This is a genomic window from Alteromonas sp. 14N.309.X.WAT.G.H12 (assembly GCF_036697315.1).
GTDB lineage: Bacteria > Pseudomonadota > Gammaproteobacteria > Enterobacterales > Alteromonadaceae > Alteromonas.
This window is the reverse complement of sequence record NZ_JBAHZB010000006.1, coordinates 1-14,588: the sequence shown is the minus strand read 5'-3', so window position 1 is coordinate 14,588 and position 14,588 is coordinate 1. Positions and strand designations below refer to the sequence as shown.

Annotated in this window: 13 protein-coding genes; 7 read left to right on the top strand and 6 right to left on the bottom strand. The window is 48.3% G+C overall.

Annotated features, from left to right (window positions below):
- The 5 genes from V5298_RS04210 to der form a co-directional block, all read left to right on the top strand.
- Positions 1–451: flavodoxin-dependent (E)-4-hydroxy-3-methylbut-2-enyl-diphosphate synthase (locus V5298_RS04210; protein WP_332930224.1), on the top strand; the 451-nt coding region annotated here is incomplete at its 5' end.
- An 89-nt stretch (positions 452–540) separates the two neighbouring features.
- Positions 541–1,812, top strand: coding sequence for a histidine--tRNA ligase (gene hisS, locus V5298_RS04205; RefSeq protein ID WP_332930223.1), 1,272 nt, complete (start codon positions 541–543; stop codon positions 1,810–1,812).
- Positions 1,813–1,860: 48 nt separating this feature from the next.
- Positions 1,861–2,481: a tetratricopeptide repeat protein gene (locus V5298_RS04200; RefSeq protein WP_332930222.1), complete on the top strand. Its 621-nt coding sequence runs from the start codon at positions 1,861–1,863 to the stop codon at positions 2,479–2,481.
- 20 nt (positions 2,482–2,501) lie between these two features.
- Complete coding sequence (gene bamB, locus V5298_RS04195) at positions 2,502–3,761, top strand: outer membrane protein assembly factor BamB (protein ID WP_332930221.1); 1,260 nt, start codon at positions 2,502–2,504, stop codon at positions 3,759–3,761.
- 133 nt (positions 3,762–3,894) lie between these two features.
- A complete protein-coding gene (der, locus tag V5298_RS04190) occupies positions 3,895–5,337 on the top strand; it encodes a ribosome biogenesis GTPase Der (RefSeq protein ID WP_332930220.1) in 1,443 nt (480 codons plus the stop codon).
- 15 nt (positions 5,338–5,352) lie between these two features.
- Here the strand turns inward: der and V5298_RS04185 are convergent, their stop codons facing one another.
- Together V5298_RS04185 and xseA are read right to left on the bottom strand one after the other, a co-directional pair.
- Complete coding sequence (locus V5298_RS04185) at positions 5,353–6,468, bottom strand: hypothetical protein (RefSeq protein WP_332930219.1); 1,116 nt, start codon at positions 6,466–6,468, stop codon at positions 5,353–5,355.
- A 61-nt stretch (positions 6,469–6,529) separates the two neighbouring features.
- Positions 6,530–7,897 carry an exodeoxyribonuclease VII large subunit gene (xseA, locus tag V5298_RS04180; RefSeq protein ID WP_332930218.1) on the bottom strand — a complete coding sequence of 456 codons (1,368 nt, stop codon included), beginning with the start codon at positions 7,895–7,897 and terminating at the stop codon, positions 6,530–6,532.
- Positions 7,898–7,999: 102 nt separating this feature from the next.
- On the opposite strand from xseA, the gene guaB reads away from it, so the two are divergent.
- Together guaB and guaA are read left to right on the top strand one after the other, a co-directional pair.
- On the top strand, positions 8,000–9,469 hold the full coding sequence (guaB, locus tag V5298_RS04175; RefSeq protein WP_332930217.1) for an IMP dehydrogenase: 1,470 nt from the start codon (positions 8,000–8,002) through the stop codon (positions 9,467–9,469).
- A gap of 72 nt (positions 9,470–9,541) precedes the next feature.
- Positions 9,542–11,119, top strand: coding sequence for a glutamine-hydrolyzing GMP synthase (gene guaA, locus V5298_RS04170; RefSeq protein ID WP_332930216.1), 1,578 nt, complete (start codon positions 9,542–9,544; stop codon positions 11,117–11,119).
- Positions 11,120–11,190: 71 nt separating this feature from the next.
- Here guaA and V5298_RS04165 read toward each other — a convergent pair whose 3' ends face one another.
- The 4 genes from V5298_RS04165 to V5298_RS04150 form a co-directional block, all read right to left on the bottom strand.
- Positions 11,191–12,363 (bottom strand): MFS transporter, encoded by a 1,173-nt coding sequence (locus V5298_RS04165; RefSeq protein ID WP_332930215.1) that lies wholly within the window; start codon positions 12,361–12,363, stop codon positions 11,191–11,193.
- Positions 12,364–12,444: 81 nt separating this feature from the next.
- Positions 12,445–13,707, bottom strand: coding sequence for an FAD-dependent oxidoreductase (locus V5298_RS04160; protein ID WP_332930214.1), 1,263 nt, complete (start codon positions 13,705–13,707; stop codon positions 12,445–12,447).
- Between the two features lie 53 nt (positions 13,708–13,760).
- On the bottom strand, positions 13,761–14,207 hold the full coding sequence (locus tag V5298_RS04155) for a MarR family winged helix-turn-helix transcriptional regulator (protein ID WP_332930213.1): 447 nt from the start codon (positions 14,205–14,207) through the stop codon (positions 13,761–13,763).
- Between the two features lie 110 nt (positions 14,208–14,317).
- On the bottom strand, positions 14,318–14,588 hold a 271-nt coding region (locus tag V5298_RS04150), incomplete at its 5' end, for a hypothetical protein (protein WP_332930212.1).

Here is a 14,588-nt window from a genome sequence, read left to right as displayed (position 1 = left end):
AGGCATGCTGTTGGCCGAAGGTATCGGTGACACAATACGTGTGTCGTTGGCCGCGGACCCCGTTGAAGAAATAAAAGTTGGTTTTGATATCCTTAAATCATTACGTATTCGCTCTCGCGGTATTAATTTTATTGCCTGTCCGAGTTGTTCTCGTCAAGAATTTGATGTGATCGGGACGGTAAATGCCCTTGAGCAGCGGGTTGAAGATATCCTGACGCCCATGGATGTTTCTATTATCGGATGCGTGGTTAATGGGCCTGGTGAGGCCGAAGTTTCTGATCTTGGACTCACAGGGGCACGTAACATGAGCGGCTTTTACGAGGATGGCAAACGTCAGCGGGAAAGGCTGGCGAATGATTCACTCGTTGATCAATTGGAAAGAAAAATTCGGGCGAAAGCCGCCCGATTAGATGAAGGGAATAAAATCCCCGTTGAAGTAAAAGACGTTTAAACCGGTCTTCGCTATGACGGTGATTGTTGTTTCGTAGTATTGCCCCTATAATGCGGGGCTTTTATTTATCAGGTGGATGAGAAAAACAGGTGGCTAAAACAATTCAGGCGATCCGCGGCATGAACGACTGCCTGCCAGACGTTTCTGGTATATGGCAGAAAGTGGAATCCACGTTGCGCCAAGTGGTGGCAAATTACGGTTATCAAGAAATTAGAACGCCTATTGTAGAAAGTACGGATCTCTTTAAACGGTCAATTGGTGAAGTAACGGACATCGTTGAAAAAGAAATGTACACCTTTGAGGACAGAAACGGCGATAGCCTGACCTTGCGTCCTGAAGGCACGGCCAGTTGTGTCAGGGCTGGAAACGAGCATGGTTTAATCTATAACCAGCAGCAGCGTTTATGGTATATGGGCCCCATGTTTCGTCATGAACGGCCTCAAAAAGGGCGCTATCGTCAGTTCCATCAATTTGGTGTGGAAACCTATGGTCTAGCTGGGCCAGATATCGATCTTGAAGTCATTCTACTTAGCGCACGTATTTGGAAGGCTTTTGGTATTAGCGACCAGGTAACGTTAGAAATTAATTCGTTGGGCTCAAATGAAGCCAGACAACGCTATAAAGACGCTTTAGTTGCCTTTTTAGAAGCCCGAATAGAGCAGTTGGATGAGGATTCTCGTCGCCGTCTTAAAACCAATCCTCTTCGGGTTTTAGACAGTAAGAACCCAGATGTACAGGCAGCCATAGCCGGCGCGCCTTCGTTGCTGGATTATTTGGACGACGAATCTAAGCAACATTTTTCAATTTTATGTGAACGATTGTCTCACGCGGGTATCCAATACCAGGTTAATCCAAGATTGGTCCGTGGACTGGATTATTATAATCGTACCGTTTTTGAATGGGTTACCAACAGCTTAGGCTCCCAAGGTACCGTGTGTGCCGGAGGGCGTTATGACGGCTTGGTAGAGCAGCTGGGTGGTAAAGCTGCCCCAGCGGTAGGATTTGCCATGGGAATGGAGCGATTGGTGTTGCTTCTTACCACATTGCAATCCGTTGATAACGAGTTACGTGCTGCTGATGTGTATATCACATCCATGGGTACCGACAATTACGCGGTACAAGTGTCTGAAATGCTGCGCGATGCAAAACCCCAATGGCGGGTAATGATGCATTGTGGGGGAGGTAACTTTAAGAAGCAATTAAAGCGGGCTGATAAAAGTGGTGCGCTATATGCGGTGTTATTAGGCGATGATGAAGCCACAAATAATACAGCCACAGTAAAGCCGCTGCGAGGGGATGGTGAGCAACAAACGGTTGCGTTATCCTCTCTTGCAGACACATTATCAAGTTTACTGGATTAATCGCTGTAGACACATTAAGCAGCAAAACACGTTTTAGAGGTTATAAACATGGAACAATTCGCTACAGAAGAACAACAAGTCGAAGCGATTAAAAAGTTTTGGAAAGACAATGGTATGGCCATTGTTATTGGTGCATTGATAGGTCTCGGCGCTTTATGGGGCTGGCGTTACTATTCTGATACCCAGCGGGCAGCGAAAGAAGAAGCGTCGGTAGCGTATCAAGATGCCGTTATGGCGGTGGAAGAAAAAGGCCAAACTGACGAGCTGAGTGCGTTTGTTAACGAAACCGATAACGCCGGTTATGCCACCATCGGTGGGTTAGTCGCAGCGCAGCAGGCGGTTAGAACGGGCGACTTGGAAAAAGCCGCAACCTTATTAAAAGGTGTAAAAAGTGACGCCCCAGATGAGCATATCGCAACCATGGCAAGCATTCGCTTAGCCCGTGTGCAGTTAGAGTTGGGAAAGACAGACGAAGCATTGGCCACCCTCGAAGGGCTTGAGGATAAAGCTTTCTCAGCGAAAATCGAAGAAGTGCGAGGCGATATCTATGTGGCACAAGAAAAATTTAACGACGCGCGCATGGCATATACTGATGCATTGGAAAATGCCAGTGGTAACGCTCTACTCGAAATGAAGCTGGATAACCTGCCCGTATTGGCAGGGAATTAATCAACGCAGAGGTATCGGATTTGTTAACAAAAACGTGTGGCCAGTGTGGTCGAATTACACGCGCGATAGGACTAGCCCTGACGTTGTCAGTGACCCTATCAGGTTGTTCCACTATTTCAGACTGGTTTGCAGATGACGAAGAATTAGAAATCCGTCGTTTAGCACCGCTGGACGCTGAGTTTGAGCCTCAAATTAATTGGGAAACTGAGGTCGGGGATGGTGTTGAAGATTATTTTTCACGTCTGCGCCCCGTGTATGCTAACGACAAACTCTATGTCGCAGACCGCAGAGGGCTTATTGCTGCTCTAGATCCAAAAACTGGGCGTACTCAGTGGGAACATGATTTGGCGATCTTCAAAGATGAAGGCATGCTGTCATTCATTACTCGTATGTGGTCTAGAGGTGAATCGGCAAAAGTTGCTGGTATATCGGTAGACGGCGATCAAGTGTTCGTGGGTACAGAAGATGGCGTGATCTTGTCCCTTAACGCCGATACCGGAGAAATTAACTGGTCGAATACCGTGGCGGGTGAAATTCTGGCTGCCCCTGTTTCGGGTGAACATCTGGTGGTGGTTAATACTGGCGCTGGTACGTTAGTGGCGTTAGATGCGCAAACGGGTGAAGAACGCTGGATTCAAGAAGGTGACGTTCCTCCATTGTCGTTACGGGGTATTTCAAGACCGGCAATCAGCAATGGTGGTGTGATCGTGGGTACCGCCTCCGGCAAAATTCAAGTGAATATCGTTGACTCTGGCCTGGTTGCCTGGGAGACAGCCATTACATCGCCTGCGGGTGCCACAGAGCTAGAACGTATTGTGGATATCGATGCAGCCCCGTTAATGTATGGTGGCACTATCTATACCATTTCCTATAACGGGACGCTTGCTGCAGTAGAACTGCGCTCTGGTCGCGTGATATGGAAACGGGAATATGGTAGCTATCGCAATGTCACCCTCGACGGTACAACCCTCTATGTGGTAGATAACAATTCACATGTGTATGCCCTTGATCGTCGTAACGGCATTGAGCTTTGGTCGCAAACCGGCTTGAAAAAGCGGGTATTAACGGCCGCTGAGCCAGCTGGCGATTATCTGGTGGTAGGGGATAAATGGGGTTTACTCCACTGGTTGAATAAAGAAACCGGTAAAATCGTTGCCCGGTATGACTTAGGTGGTGATGATGAAGATGAGTCTGTGTATGTGTCGCCTGTTTATATTGGAGATGCATTAATCGCGATCACCCGGGAAGGGGAAGTGGCATCCATTTCCATGCCTGAGTAAGGTATCGCACATCAACGTCAGTGTTAGGCTGACGTCTGTTACTATTTTGGGGTATAATTAACCCTATCGTTAAGCTGGCCGCGTTTAATCGCGGCCAGCGTGTTTTCAAATTTTATAAATTAGGACTTCAAGCATGTTGCCTGTTGTTGCACTAGTGGGGCGCCCGAATGTGGGCAAATCCACCCTGTTTAACCGTTTAACCAATACGCGAGATGCCTTGGTTGCTGATTTTCCCGGTCTCACCCGGGATCGCAAATACGGGCAGGCAACGTATGAGAAAAAACAGTTTATTGTGGTTGATACCGGGGGTATTACCGGCGATGAGGAAGGCATTGACGCCGAAATGGCCCAGCAATCACTGCGCGCCATCGATGAAGCCGATGTGGTACTTTTTTTGGTGGATGCAAGAGCGGGTCTGATGCCTGCGGATATTGGTATTGCCGATCATTTAAGAAAAATAAACAAAAATATGTTTGTGGTTGCCAATAAGGTAGATGGTATCGACGCCGACAGTGAAACCGGTGATTTTTATCGCTTGGGAATGGGGCCGGTGCATCAAATTGCCGCTGCTCACGGGCGGGGTGTTTCTCAGTTACTAGATGAAACCCTTTCTCCCCTTGCCGACGCGTTTCCTGATATGGCTGAACAGCCGAAAATCGAAGAAGAACTCGATGCCGATGCCCAGTTAGAACGGCTCAAGAACCTGCCGATTAAGCTGGCCATTGTTGGTAAGCCTAATGTGGGTAAATCTACTCTTACTAACCGTATTTTGGGTGAAGAAAGGGTGGTGGTATTTGATTTGCCGGGCACGACTCGAGACAGTGTTTTTATCCCTTTGGAGCGAGACGATCGGGAATATGTGCTGATTGATACCGCCGGGGTAAGAAAACGTAAAAAAGTCGCCGATGCGGTAGAGAAGTTCTCCATTGTTAAAACCCTACAGGCCATCGAAGAAGCCAACGTTGTATTATTGGTCATCGATGCCAGAGAAGGGATTGCCGATCAAGATTTAAGTCTGTTGGGTTATATTTTAAACTCTGGCCGTTCACTGGTCATTGCAGTGAATAAATGGGATGGTTTGAGCACCGATGTCAAAGATGATATTAAACGGGAGCTTGATCGCCGCTTAGGTTTCATTGATTTTGCCAGACTACACTTTATTTCTGCGCTGCACGGTTCAGGCGTGGGTAATTTGTTTGAATCTGTGATTGAAGCGTATGAATGTGCCACTAAGCGGGTGGGCACATCCTTGTTGACCCAAATCATGGATATGGCCCAGCAAGAGCACCAACCGCCACTGGTACGCGGTCGTCGGGTGAAAATGAAATATGCCCATGCCGGAGGTTATAACCCGCCTGTTATAGTGATCCACGGTAATCAGGTTAACGATCTGCCCGGTGCGTATAAGCGTTACTTGATGAATTATTTCCGTCGTTCGTTAAAGGTAATGGGAACGCCGATAAAAATTGAATTCAGGGAAGGAGCGAATCCCTTTGAAGGCAAGAAGAATCAGCTAACCCTTGCTCAACAACGTAAGCGCAGACGGATGATGTCCTTCCATAAAAAGAAAAAATAGCCGTATTGTGAACGGCTATTGCTGCGCCAATTTCCGTAGTGTTTGCATTAATGGTGAAGGGTCAGGAACGACAATCTGTGGTAATGCTTCCTTGATTAAAGCGTCTGCAATACGGGGTGGGAAAGTGGTGGATAATGTCACCAGCTTATCTTTCATTTCAAAGGCGTAGGTGGTGGCATAGATTGTCTCGGTGGACTCACTTTCGGCCCGCACCGCAATACGATAGCCCGAATAGCCGGGGAATACACCGTTATCAACCGTGAACGGGGCGATGGGCGCGTCGATGGTGAGAGTCAGTGATTGGGCTTGTGCCATACGGGTGGCTTCATTCAGGTTATTTTGTAGCGCGGCGACGAGACGCTTTTCTTTCGGATCCGTTAGCGGTGTTAAAATAGGTGCGACAGTAATATCCAGTAATGCGCCCTCAAATACAGGATGTATGTAGCGACTTATCACCCCTTTAAAGGGATCAGGATAGAGCTGGGTATCTAATAAGACAAATTGCTGAATTTGCTTCGGTAACGTCATGTCGTTCTTATAATCACTTGCCCCTAACGCATCAAATAAATACTCTGCTGAAAATATCTTTTTTCCAATGGCTCGTAGCCACCAGGCTTGTAGAATATTCTGTACATACATTTTATCGGTACCGTTGGGTTTGTAGGGCGTTTCGAAAATACGGGACGCGATTTCGATGCCGCGCCACTGCACGGTCAGCTCTGTTAAATACAACGGCTTAGTTGATACCTTGCCCTTTCCCTCATTGCCGGTTTTTTGAGCTTGAGCTTGAGTCACAGGGTTGTCATTGGAGACCTGCGCAGAAAGTGTGGCAATTAAAAGTTCATAATCAGCGGCGTTCGTGGCGGGCAAAACCTTGTCAAACCAGCCAGATTGGGTGAGTTGTTCAACAAAAAGGTTGCCGCTTAGGGGGTCTTCCTTACACGGTTCCTCAGACACGTTTTTCTCATCACACAGATCTTTCATGGCCTGGCTTGGATAGGTGGCAAATAAAGCTATCGGTGCTCCGACATGGTAACTGGGTGTTTTGTCTACCTTTTGTTGCTCATGAGGCGCTTGCTGACACCCCTGCATTAGAATAGACAGAAGCAGAAGAATACTGACCTTTTTCACGGTACATCCTATGTCTGTGGGGCAGCTAGTTTGACCTAACCGCCATTGATGCTCAAGTTTTTTACACAGGTTTTTGGCCGCCACTGACAATCTTATCGACGATACTGATGATTTCCCCTTCAGCCAAACAGGTACGAAGAGGATCGCCCTTTTTCACATCCTTTATACTGGTCAGTGGTTTGTCGCCTTGAAAGGTAATGCTGTATCCACGAGACAGGGTTTTTAGCGGGCTGACCGATTCGAGTAACTGGGCATTGTAGGCCAAGCTTTTTCCTTTTTGTTCGGTTATCTGTTTTATGGCCCGCACTAGTTCATGCTGTAAACGTTGTTGTTTATCCATATGTCGGTGCAGGGTATTAACAGGATTTACGTTATCAAGGCGTCGCAATAATTGATGAAGCTTGTCATGTTGGGTAGCCAGTTTAGTCCGCATGGCGTGAGTAAGGGCTAACTGATGCCTATCCAGAGTTTGTGCCTGGTTATGCAAGCGATTGGACGGATGCAGGTTTTTAAAGCGTTGACGGAGCATCATCAAGGCATGCCGGCGATGACCAACGACTTGTAACCAAGCCCGGTGAAGTGCCTGACGTTGCTGCTTGATGGCAAGAAAACGGGCGTTTTGATCCTGACTTAGCAATTCAGCCCCTGCTGAAGGGGTAGGGGCACGCACGTCAGCCACAAAATCGGCAATGGTCACGTCTATTTCATGCCCCACCGCGCTTACCACGGGAATGGGGGAGGCCGAGATACAATGGGCAAGGCCTTCATGATTAAAACACCATAAATCTTCTAACGAGCCACCGCCGCGAGTTAATAAAATTACATCCACTTCGTTGCGGGCGTAGGCAGTTTCTAGCGCACTGATAATTTGCGTAGGCGCTTGTTCGCCTTGCACCATGGTGGGATAAATAATGACATTGGTTGCAGGGCTACGTCGTTTTAATACCGTGAGTACATCGTGCAATGCCGCGCCAGAAGGAGAGGTGATCACACCGATGGTGTTAATGTTGGCAGGAAGTGGCCGTTTTGCATCGGCGTCAAAAAGCCCGTCTTGTTGAAGCTTGCGTTTTAGCGCCTCAAAGGCTTGTTTCAGTTGGCCTTCGCCATCGAGCTCTAAGTGTTCTGCGATAAGCTGATAATCGCCTCTGGGCTCGTAGAGCCCCACTGATGCCCGAACTAATACCTTATCGCCTTCTTTAGGTCTTTGTTTAACATGGCGGTTGGTATTTTTGAACATGGCGGCCCGCACTTGGGCTTTATTGTCTTTTAAGGTGAAATACCAGTGACCGGAGGCCGCACACACAAAATTTGAGATTTCGGCGGAGATCCAGACGAGGCCAATTTCCCCTTCCAAGACCGTTCTGGCAAGGCGATTTAGCTTGCTAACAGTGAGTATTTGGCGCGATGTCGACGGAGTGTTGAAAATCATAGATGAAATTTTTCAGAGTTTAATACAAATAGAGTTTACCTGATTATTAAAAAACACTACAATTGCGCCGCAATTATCTCTCTACTATTCAGGTGTAATTGCATGCTCCGAATCATTCAAGAAGCGTTAACCTTCGATGATGTCCTGCTTGTTCCCGGACATTCAACTGTTTTACCTCATACCGCGAACTTACAAACGCGTTTAACCCGCGATGTCACGCTGAACATTCCCATGGTTTCTGCCGCAATGGATACGGTCACAGAAGCGCGCTTGGCCATTGCTTTAGCCCAAGAAGGCGGGATGGGTTTCATTCATAAAAATATGGAACCTGAAGCCCAGGCCAACCATGTTCGCGAAGTTAAAAAATACGAAAGTGGTGTGGTATCTGATCCCGTGACGGTAGAAGAGAATGCCCCTATCGGTGACGTATTGGTGATGAGCAAAAAGCTCGGCTATTCCGGTTTCCCTGTGACTGATAAAGAAAATAACCTTATCGGTATTGTCACCGGCCGTGATATGCGTTTTCAAAATCGCCCCGATTTACCAGTAAAAGAGGTGATGACACCAAAAGCAAAACTGGTCACGGTAAAAGAAGGCGCTGATCCGGCGCAAGTACTGGATTTGATGCATGCTAATCGTATCGAGAAGATATTAGTAGTGGATGACGGTTATAAGCTTAAAGGGCTTATTACCGTGAAAGATTTCCAAAAAGCCGAGAACAAGCCAAATGCCTGTAAAGACTCCTTGGGTCGTTTGCGAGTGGGTGCTGCGGTTGGCGTAGGGCCAGGAACAGACGAACGCATCGATTTATTGGTAGAAGCGGGTGTTGATGTCTTGCTTATTGATACTTCTCATGGTCATTCTCAGGGCGTGATTGATCGTGTCACTACCGTACGTAAAAAATACCCTGAATTACAAATTATTGCCGGAAACGTGGCGACCGCCGATGGTGCCAAAGCTCTTGCAGAAGCGGGTGTTGACGGTGTGAAAGTGGGAATTGGCCCAGGTTCTATTTGTACCACCCGTATTGTAACCGGCTGTGGTGTACCGCAAATGACGGCCATTGCCGATGCGGTGGACGCGTTGGCGGGAACCGGTATTCCTGTTATCGCCGATGGCGGTATACGTTTCTCGGGTGATATCGCTAAAGCCCTCGCCGCTGGGGCAAGTTGTGTCATGGTAGGTAGCATGTTAGCAGGCACCGAAGAAGCCCCTGGTGAAGTTGAACTTTATCAGGGACGTTACTATAAATCCTATCGAGGCATGGGCTCCCTTGGTGCCATGAATCAGCGCCACGGTTCTTCAGATCGTTATTTCCAAGAATCGGATAACGCCGAAAAGCTGGTGCCTGAAGGTATTGAAGGTCGGGTGGCGTATAAAGGGCCAATTGCGACGATTATTCATCAGCAAATGGGGGGCTTGCGTTCAGCAATGGGCCTCACAGGCTGTGGTGATATTGAAACGCTGAACACCAAAGCACAATTTGTACGGGTAACATCGGCGGGAATGGGTGAATCTCACGTCCATGATGTTAGTATTACAAAAGAAGCGCCAAATTATCGTCTGGGCTAAGTACTAAGCACGTAATTGAATGAGGCTGGTGTCATTGCCAGCCTTTTTTAGTTTTACTACACAGGTAAAAAAATGACCACGAATATTCACAGCCAACGCATACTCATCTTAGATTTTGGTTCTCAATACACTCAGCTAATTGCACGTCGTGTACGTGAAATTGGCGTGTACTGCGAACTGTGGGCCTGGGATGTCACTGAAGAACAGATAAAAGGGTTTAATCCTGACGGTATTATCTTATCTGGTGGGCCGGAATCGGTTACTGAACTCAATTCTCCCCGTGCGCCGGAATATGTTTTTAACGCCGGTGTACCTGTTTTGGGTGTCTGTTATGGCATGCAAACCATGGCCGAACAACTCGGTGGCAAGGTGCAGGGCTCTAATAAGCGTGAATTTGGTTATGCCCAAGTGGAAGTGATTAAATCGAGTCCGCTGTTAGAGACCATTGAAGATCACATTGGCGAAAATGGCAATGGGTTACTGGATGTATGGATGAGTCATGGTGATAAAGTGGCGGAAATTCCTGCTGGTTTTGAGACCATTGCCCAAACGCCTTCCTGCCCTCACGCGGCTATGCATAATCCTGAAAAACGTTTTTACGGCGTGCAGTTCCATCCAGAAGTGACCCATACCCGTCAGGGAATGCGAATTTTAAGTCAGTTCGTCATGGATGTATGTGGCTGTGAAAAATTATGGACCGCCGATGCCATCATCGAAGATGCCATTGTCCGCATTAAAGAGAAAGTGGGCGATGATGAAGTGATTTTAGGCCTTTCTGGCGGTGTGGACTCCTCGGTGGTCGCCATGCTTATTCACCTCGCCATTGGTGATAAGCTAACCTGTGTGTTTGTGGATAATGGTCTGCTGCGGTTAAATGAAGGCCAACAAGTCATGGACATGTTTGGCGATCATTTTGGTTTAAATATCATTAAGATCGATGCCGAAGAGCGCTTCCTAGCCCGTTTGGCGGGAGAAGAAGATCCCGAGAAAAAACGTAAAATCATTGGTAATGAATTTGTGGCGGTATTCGACGAAGAAGCGTCAAAATTATCCAATGCGAAATGGTTGGCCCAAGGGACTATTTACCCTGATGTGATTGAGTCTGCCGGTTCCGCCACCGGTAAAGCTCACGTGATTAAATCTCATCACAATGTGGGCGGCTTGCCAGAAGACATGAAAATGGGTCTTGTAGAGCCTTTGCGTGAACTATTTAAAGACGAAGTCCGCAAAATTGGTTTAGAGCTAGGTTTACCCTACGATATGTTGTACCGCCATCCGTTCCCTGGCCCAGGTTTAGGGGTGCGGGTATTAGGTGAAATTAAAAAAGAGTATTGTGATTTATTGCGTCGCGCTGATGCCATCTTTATTGAAGAGCTGCACAATGCCGATCTTTACCATAAAGTGAGCCAGGCCTTCACCGTATTCTTGCCGGTGCGTTCTGTGGGCGTGATGGGCGATGCCCGTAAATACGATTGGGTGGTCTCCTTGCGCGCCGTTGAAACCATCGACTTTATGACTGCACACTGGGCGCACTTGCCCTATGACTTCTTAGGGAAAGTATCTAACCGTATTATCAATGAAATCGACGGTATTTCTCGTGTGGTATACGATATTTCCGGTAAGCCACCGGCTACTATTGAGTGGGAGTAGGGCTAGCTATAAGTAGCTAATCTGCTGTTCCAAAAAATACAATGCCAGTCAGTTTTACTGACTGGCATTTTTTATTGACGGCCAAGTTTACGCATTGCCCAAAGTCCTATCACTGGGCCTGGCAGTAACCACCACACCACCCATAATCCCTGCCATTGCCACAGGGCTGTGGTTAATGCGATGGATGGAATGGTCAGCGCAAAGCCGATGGCATTGAGCATGGCCAAGGTTGAACCGATGCGATCACGGGGGGCAGTTTGTGCGGCCAGGGCCGAAAATTGAGGGGAATCGGCAATCACAGTCAGGCCCCATAAAGCGAGTAAAAGTAGCATCACAGGTGGGGATAAAAAGGCAACCAATGGATACACCATACAAATAAGCCCAGAGGCACCAAGGGCCAAGCGCGCCACGAATAGGCTTCCTAACCGTCGGCTTAGTGCGCCGCCGCCTATACAGCCAATCAGACCAAGGGCGATAATGAAAAAGGATATTAATGGGGTAGAAAAACCTTGTGTGCTCAATCGTCCCATTTCCCGGGCCACCATAAAGGGTACTAGGGTCCACAAGGCATACAGCTCCCAACTGTGTCCAAAGTAGCCCATTGCCACAGCGCGAAAACGGGATTCACGTAAAGCGGCAAGTCCGTCTCGTAGCCGTGCTTTACCACTTGAGGGGGGAAGGTGTGGACCATCACCGAGAACGAAAACCGCCGCGCCACCTAGCAACGCTAACCCGGAAGCGCCCAGCAGTGTCCATTGCCAAGGTAACGCGAGGGTGGCACCACGCAGCAGATGAGGCAGGGCAGTGCCCAGGGTTAACATTCCCACCAGCCATGCCAGCGCGGCGCCCACATATTTAGGTGTCCACCCAATCACTAGCTTCATGCCAAGTGGGTAGATACCGGCAAGGCAAAGACCGGTAAAAAACCGCAATAGCAACGCCAAGGGCAGATGGGCTGCCACCAACACAAAGCCGGCATTAACGAGTGCACCGGCTAAGCAGGCAATGACGAATATGCGACTGGCACGTATTTGGTCAGCCAAACCTGTGGTGGCAATAACAAGGGTACCGGTAATGAAACCGGCTTGAATAGTGAGGGTTAACCAGCCTAGATCTTTTTCACTGAGTCCCACATCAGCAATGAGGGCCAAGCCCACGCCATTGACCGAGAACCAAAGCGACGTACCACATAGCTGAGCGAGCACGACAATGAATAACGGATGACGACGAATAAAATTTGTCATGCCTTCCCCTCGATTCGAGAAAAGAAAAGTGCCCCTTAACCCCAAGCCCATTAACAACCCATAGATTAGAGGGGCAGGCGCTTATTTGTTGCAACACGGACTAGGGACACGAGCCTCACAAGATACCGGGGTATTCTCAACGGTCGCTTCGATGTCATCCGGATTGGCTAACAATGAGGTGACTGACTTAACCTGTTTATAGCCGGTTTTTAGCAGAAACGTGGGTGCCCGACCATAGCTTTTTATGCCAACAATATAAAGCCCGAGTTCGGGATGAGAAAGCTCAGCTGCGCCATGTTCAGGCACGGAACCACAGGTGTGAACATTGGGATCAATCAGTGGACCCAGATGAACCGGACTTTGGGTGGCAGGATGCGTGGCGATACGCAGCTCACTTAGTAACTCAAGATTGGGGCGAAACCCGGTTGCTGCAATGATCTCATCTACCGGCGGCAATGGATGTGAATGGCTGTGTACTATTAGTTTGCCATTATCACTTTGAATTTTTTCGATGGCGATATGGGTAAATACCTCGATTTTCCCTTGTTCCAACAATGTTTGAATATGCACTTCGAGTCTTCTACGTTCTTGCAGCTCATCATTTTCTGGTGAGCGCACGATGTTATCCACAGACGCGCCGCGTATTCCCCATAAAATACGTGTGTCTTGTGCTTGTTCAGACAGTTTGACGAGATCCTGCAAGGCGTTATAGGCTGAATGGCCACCACCGATGACCAGTACGGTTTTGCCTGCATAATGTTCACGACGCGCACCCAGAATACTCGGTATACCGTAACTAATGGATGCCGAAGCCGCAAGCTCGCCAATGGCGGGAAAACCATGAGCACCAAGCCAGTTGGGGGTTTGATAGGTACCCGATGCATCAATGATGGCCCGAACGAGGATGTCGCGTTCACCTTCAGCACTGGAAACCCGAACCACGAAAGGAGCCTGCGCGCGTCCTTCATTTCGCAGAACATCATGATATTGGCGGCTGACACTTTCAACACGGGTATTTAAATGTAGATGGGGGGCAATCTTTTCGTGAGACGCCAAAGGAAGCAGATAGCGATCAAGCAATTCCCTTCCCGTTGGAAACTCGGTGAGCGCCGGTTCCTCCCAACCCGCTTTCTTGAGTAGCGACACGGCGTTAGGATCCATATTGTATGACCAGGGGGAAAACATACGCACATGTCCCCAGTTTGCGATGTTGGCACCAGCACAGGCACCGGATTCAAACACAAGGGGAGTAAGCCCTTCCTCGAGTAAGTTAACCGCAGCACTTAAGCCGATAGGACCGGCGCCAATAACGGCGACGGGTAAGTTGTCAACCTTGTGAGTCATAGATAAACCTCCAAAAGTGTTGTTAGTAACAACAATATAGTTAAAAAAACAGCTTACGCGCCGAGTCGGGCCCGCGCTGCGACGGTAAGTTTTCCCAACAGCTCAAGCGCTGCATCCACAACGTCATCAGAGATATCCGCTATCATTGATGCCTCTTCTGCAATCAGGCTTTTACGTATGGTTGAATAGAGCGCATGGCCTTCAGCGGTTAGGGACAGCTGGACTGCACGTTGATCTTGGGGATCTAAGGTCTTAAGTGCATAACCTTTACGAAGCAATGCATCAACCACACGGCTAGTGGTGCTTTTATCAAGGCACATTTCCTCGGCTAATGCTTTCAGCCTTAAGGGGCCGCGTTTAACCAGTGTTTCAAGAGCGTAACACTGCGCTACCGACACGTTATGGCAGTATATGCTTTCACGATCACGGAACTGATGTACGCGGATCAACTGGTTAACGGCTTCATAAAGCGCTTCTGCGCGCTGGAGTTTTGAGTCCATCTGGGCGTCACTGATTTATGTTGTTAATAACAACAATATACTAGCGGCTCATTTTCTGCAAGCATGCTGGCTTCTTTATGAAGCCAGCATGAAATCAGCGGATCAGGAACTTACTTAGACTGCTCTGGTTGCTGATCGTCGTCTGGTTTTTCTTCTGTCTTTTTCACCGGTGTTAATGTTTCCAGCTTAGCATCGTCAAGCAATGCCGTTGCCCGGTAATTGGCCAGCTTGAAATATTCAGGTCGCAAAGACGTTTTAAGTATGTAGCCACCGGAGTCCTGCTTACCTATTTGATAGGTGATGGTGTCACCGGTTTGGGTGGTGACCTCAATGGACAGCACAGGTTCCGAGAGTTTGTATTCCGGTTTATCTTCTTTACCC

Bases quoted from the DNA above. Each gene is read 5' to 3' on its own strand.
- V5298_RS04200 (WP_332930222.1), top strand. From the start codon at position 1,861: ATGGAACAATTCGCTACAGAAGAACAACAAGTCGAAGCGATTAAAAAG.
- der (WP_332930220.1), top strand. From the start codon at position 3,895: ATGTTGCCTGTTGTTGCACTAGTGGGGCGCCCGAATGTGGGCAAATCC.
- xseA (WP_332930218.1), bottom strand. From the start codon at position 7,897: ATGATTTTCAACACTCCGTCGACATCGCGCCAAATACTCACTGTTAGC.
- guaB (WP_332930217.1), top strand. From the start codon at position 8,000: ATGCTCCGAATCATTCAAGAAGCGTTAACCTTCGATGATGTCCTGCTT.
- guaA (WP_332930216.1), top strand. From the start codon at position 9,542: ATGACCACGAATATTCACAGCCAACGCATACTCATCTTAGATTTTGGT.
- V5298_RS04165 (WP_332930215.1), bottom strand. From the start codon at position 12,363: ATGACAAATTTTATTCGTCGTCATCCGTTATTCATTGTCGTGCTCGCT.
- V5298_RS04160 (WP_332930214.1), bottom strand. From the start codon at position 13,707: ATGACTCACAAGGTTGACAACTTACCCGTCGCCGTTATTGGCGCCGGT.
- V5298_RS04155 (WP_332930213.1), bottom strand. From the start codon at position 14,207: ATGGACTCAAAACTCCAGCGCGCAGAAGCGCTTTATGAAGCCGTTAAC.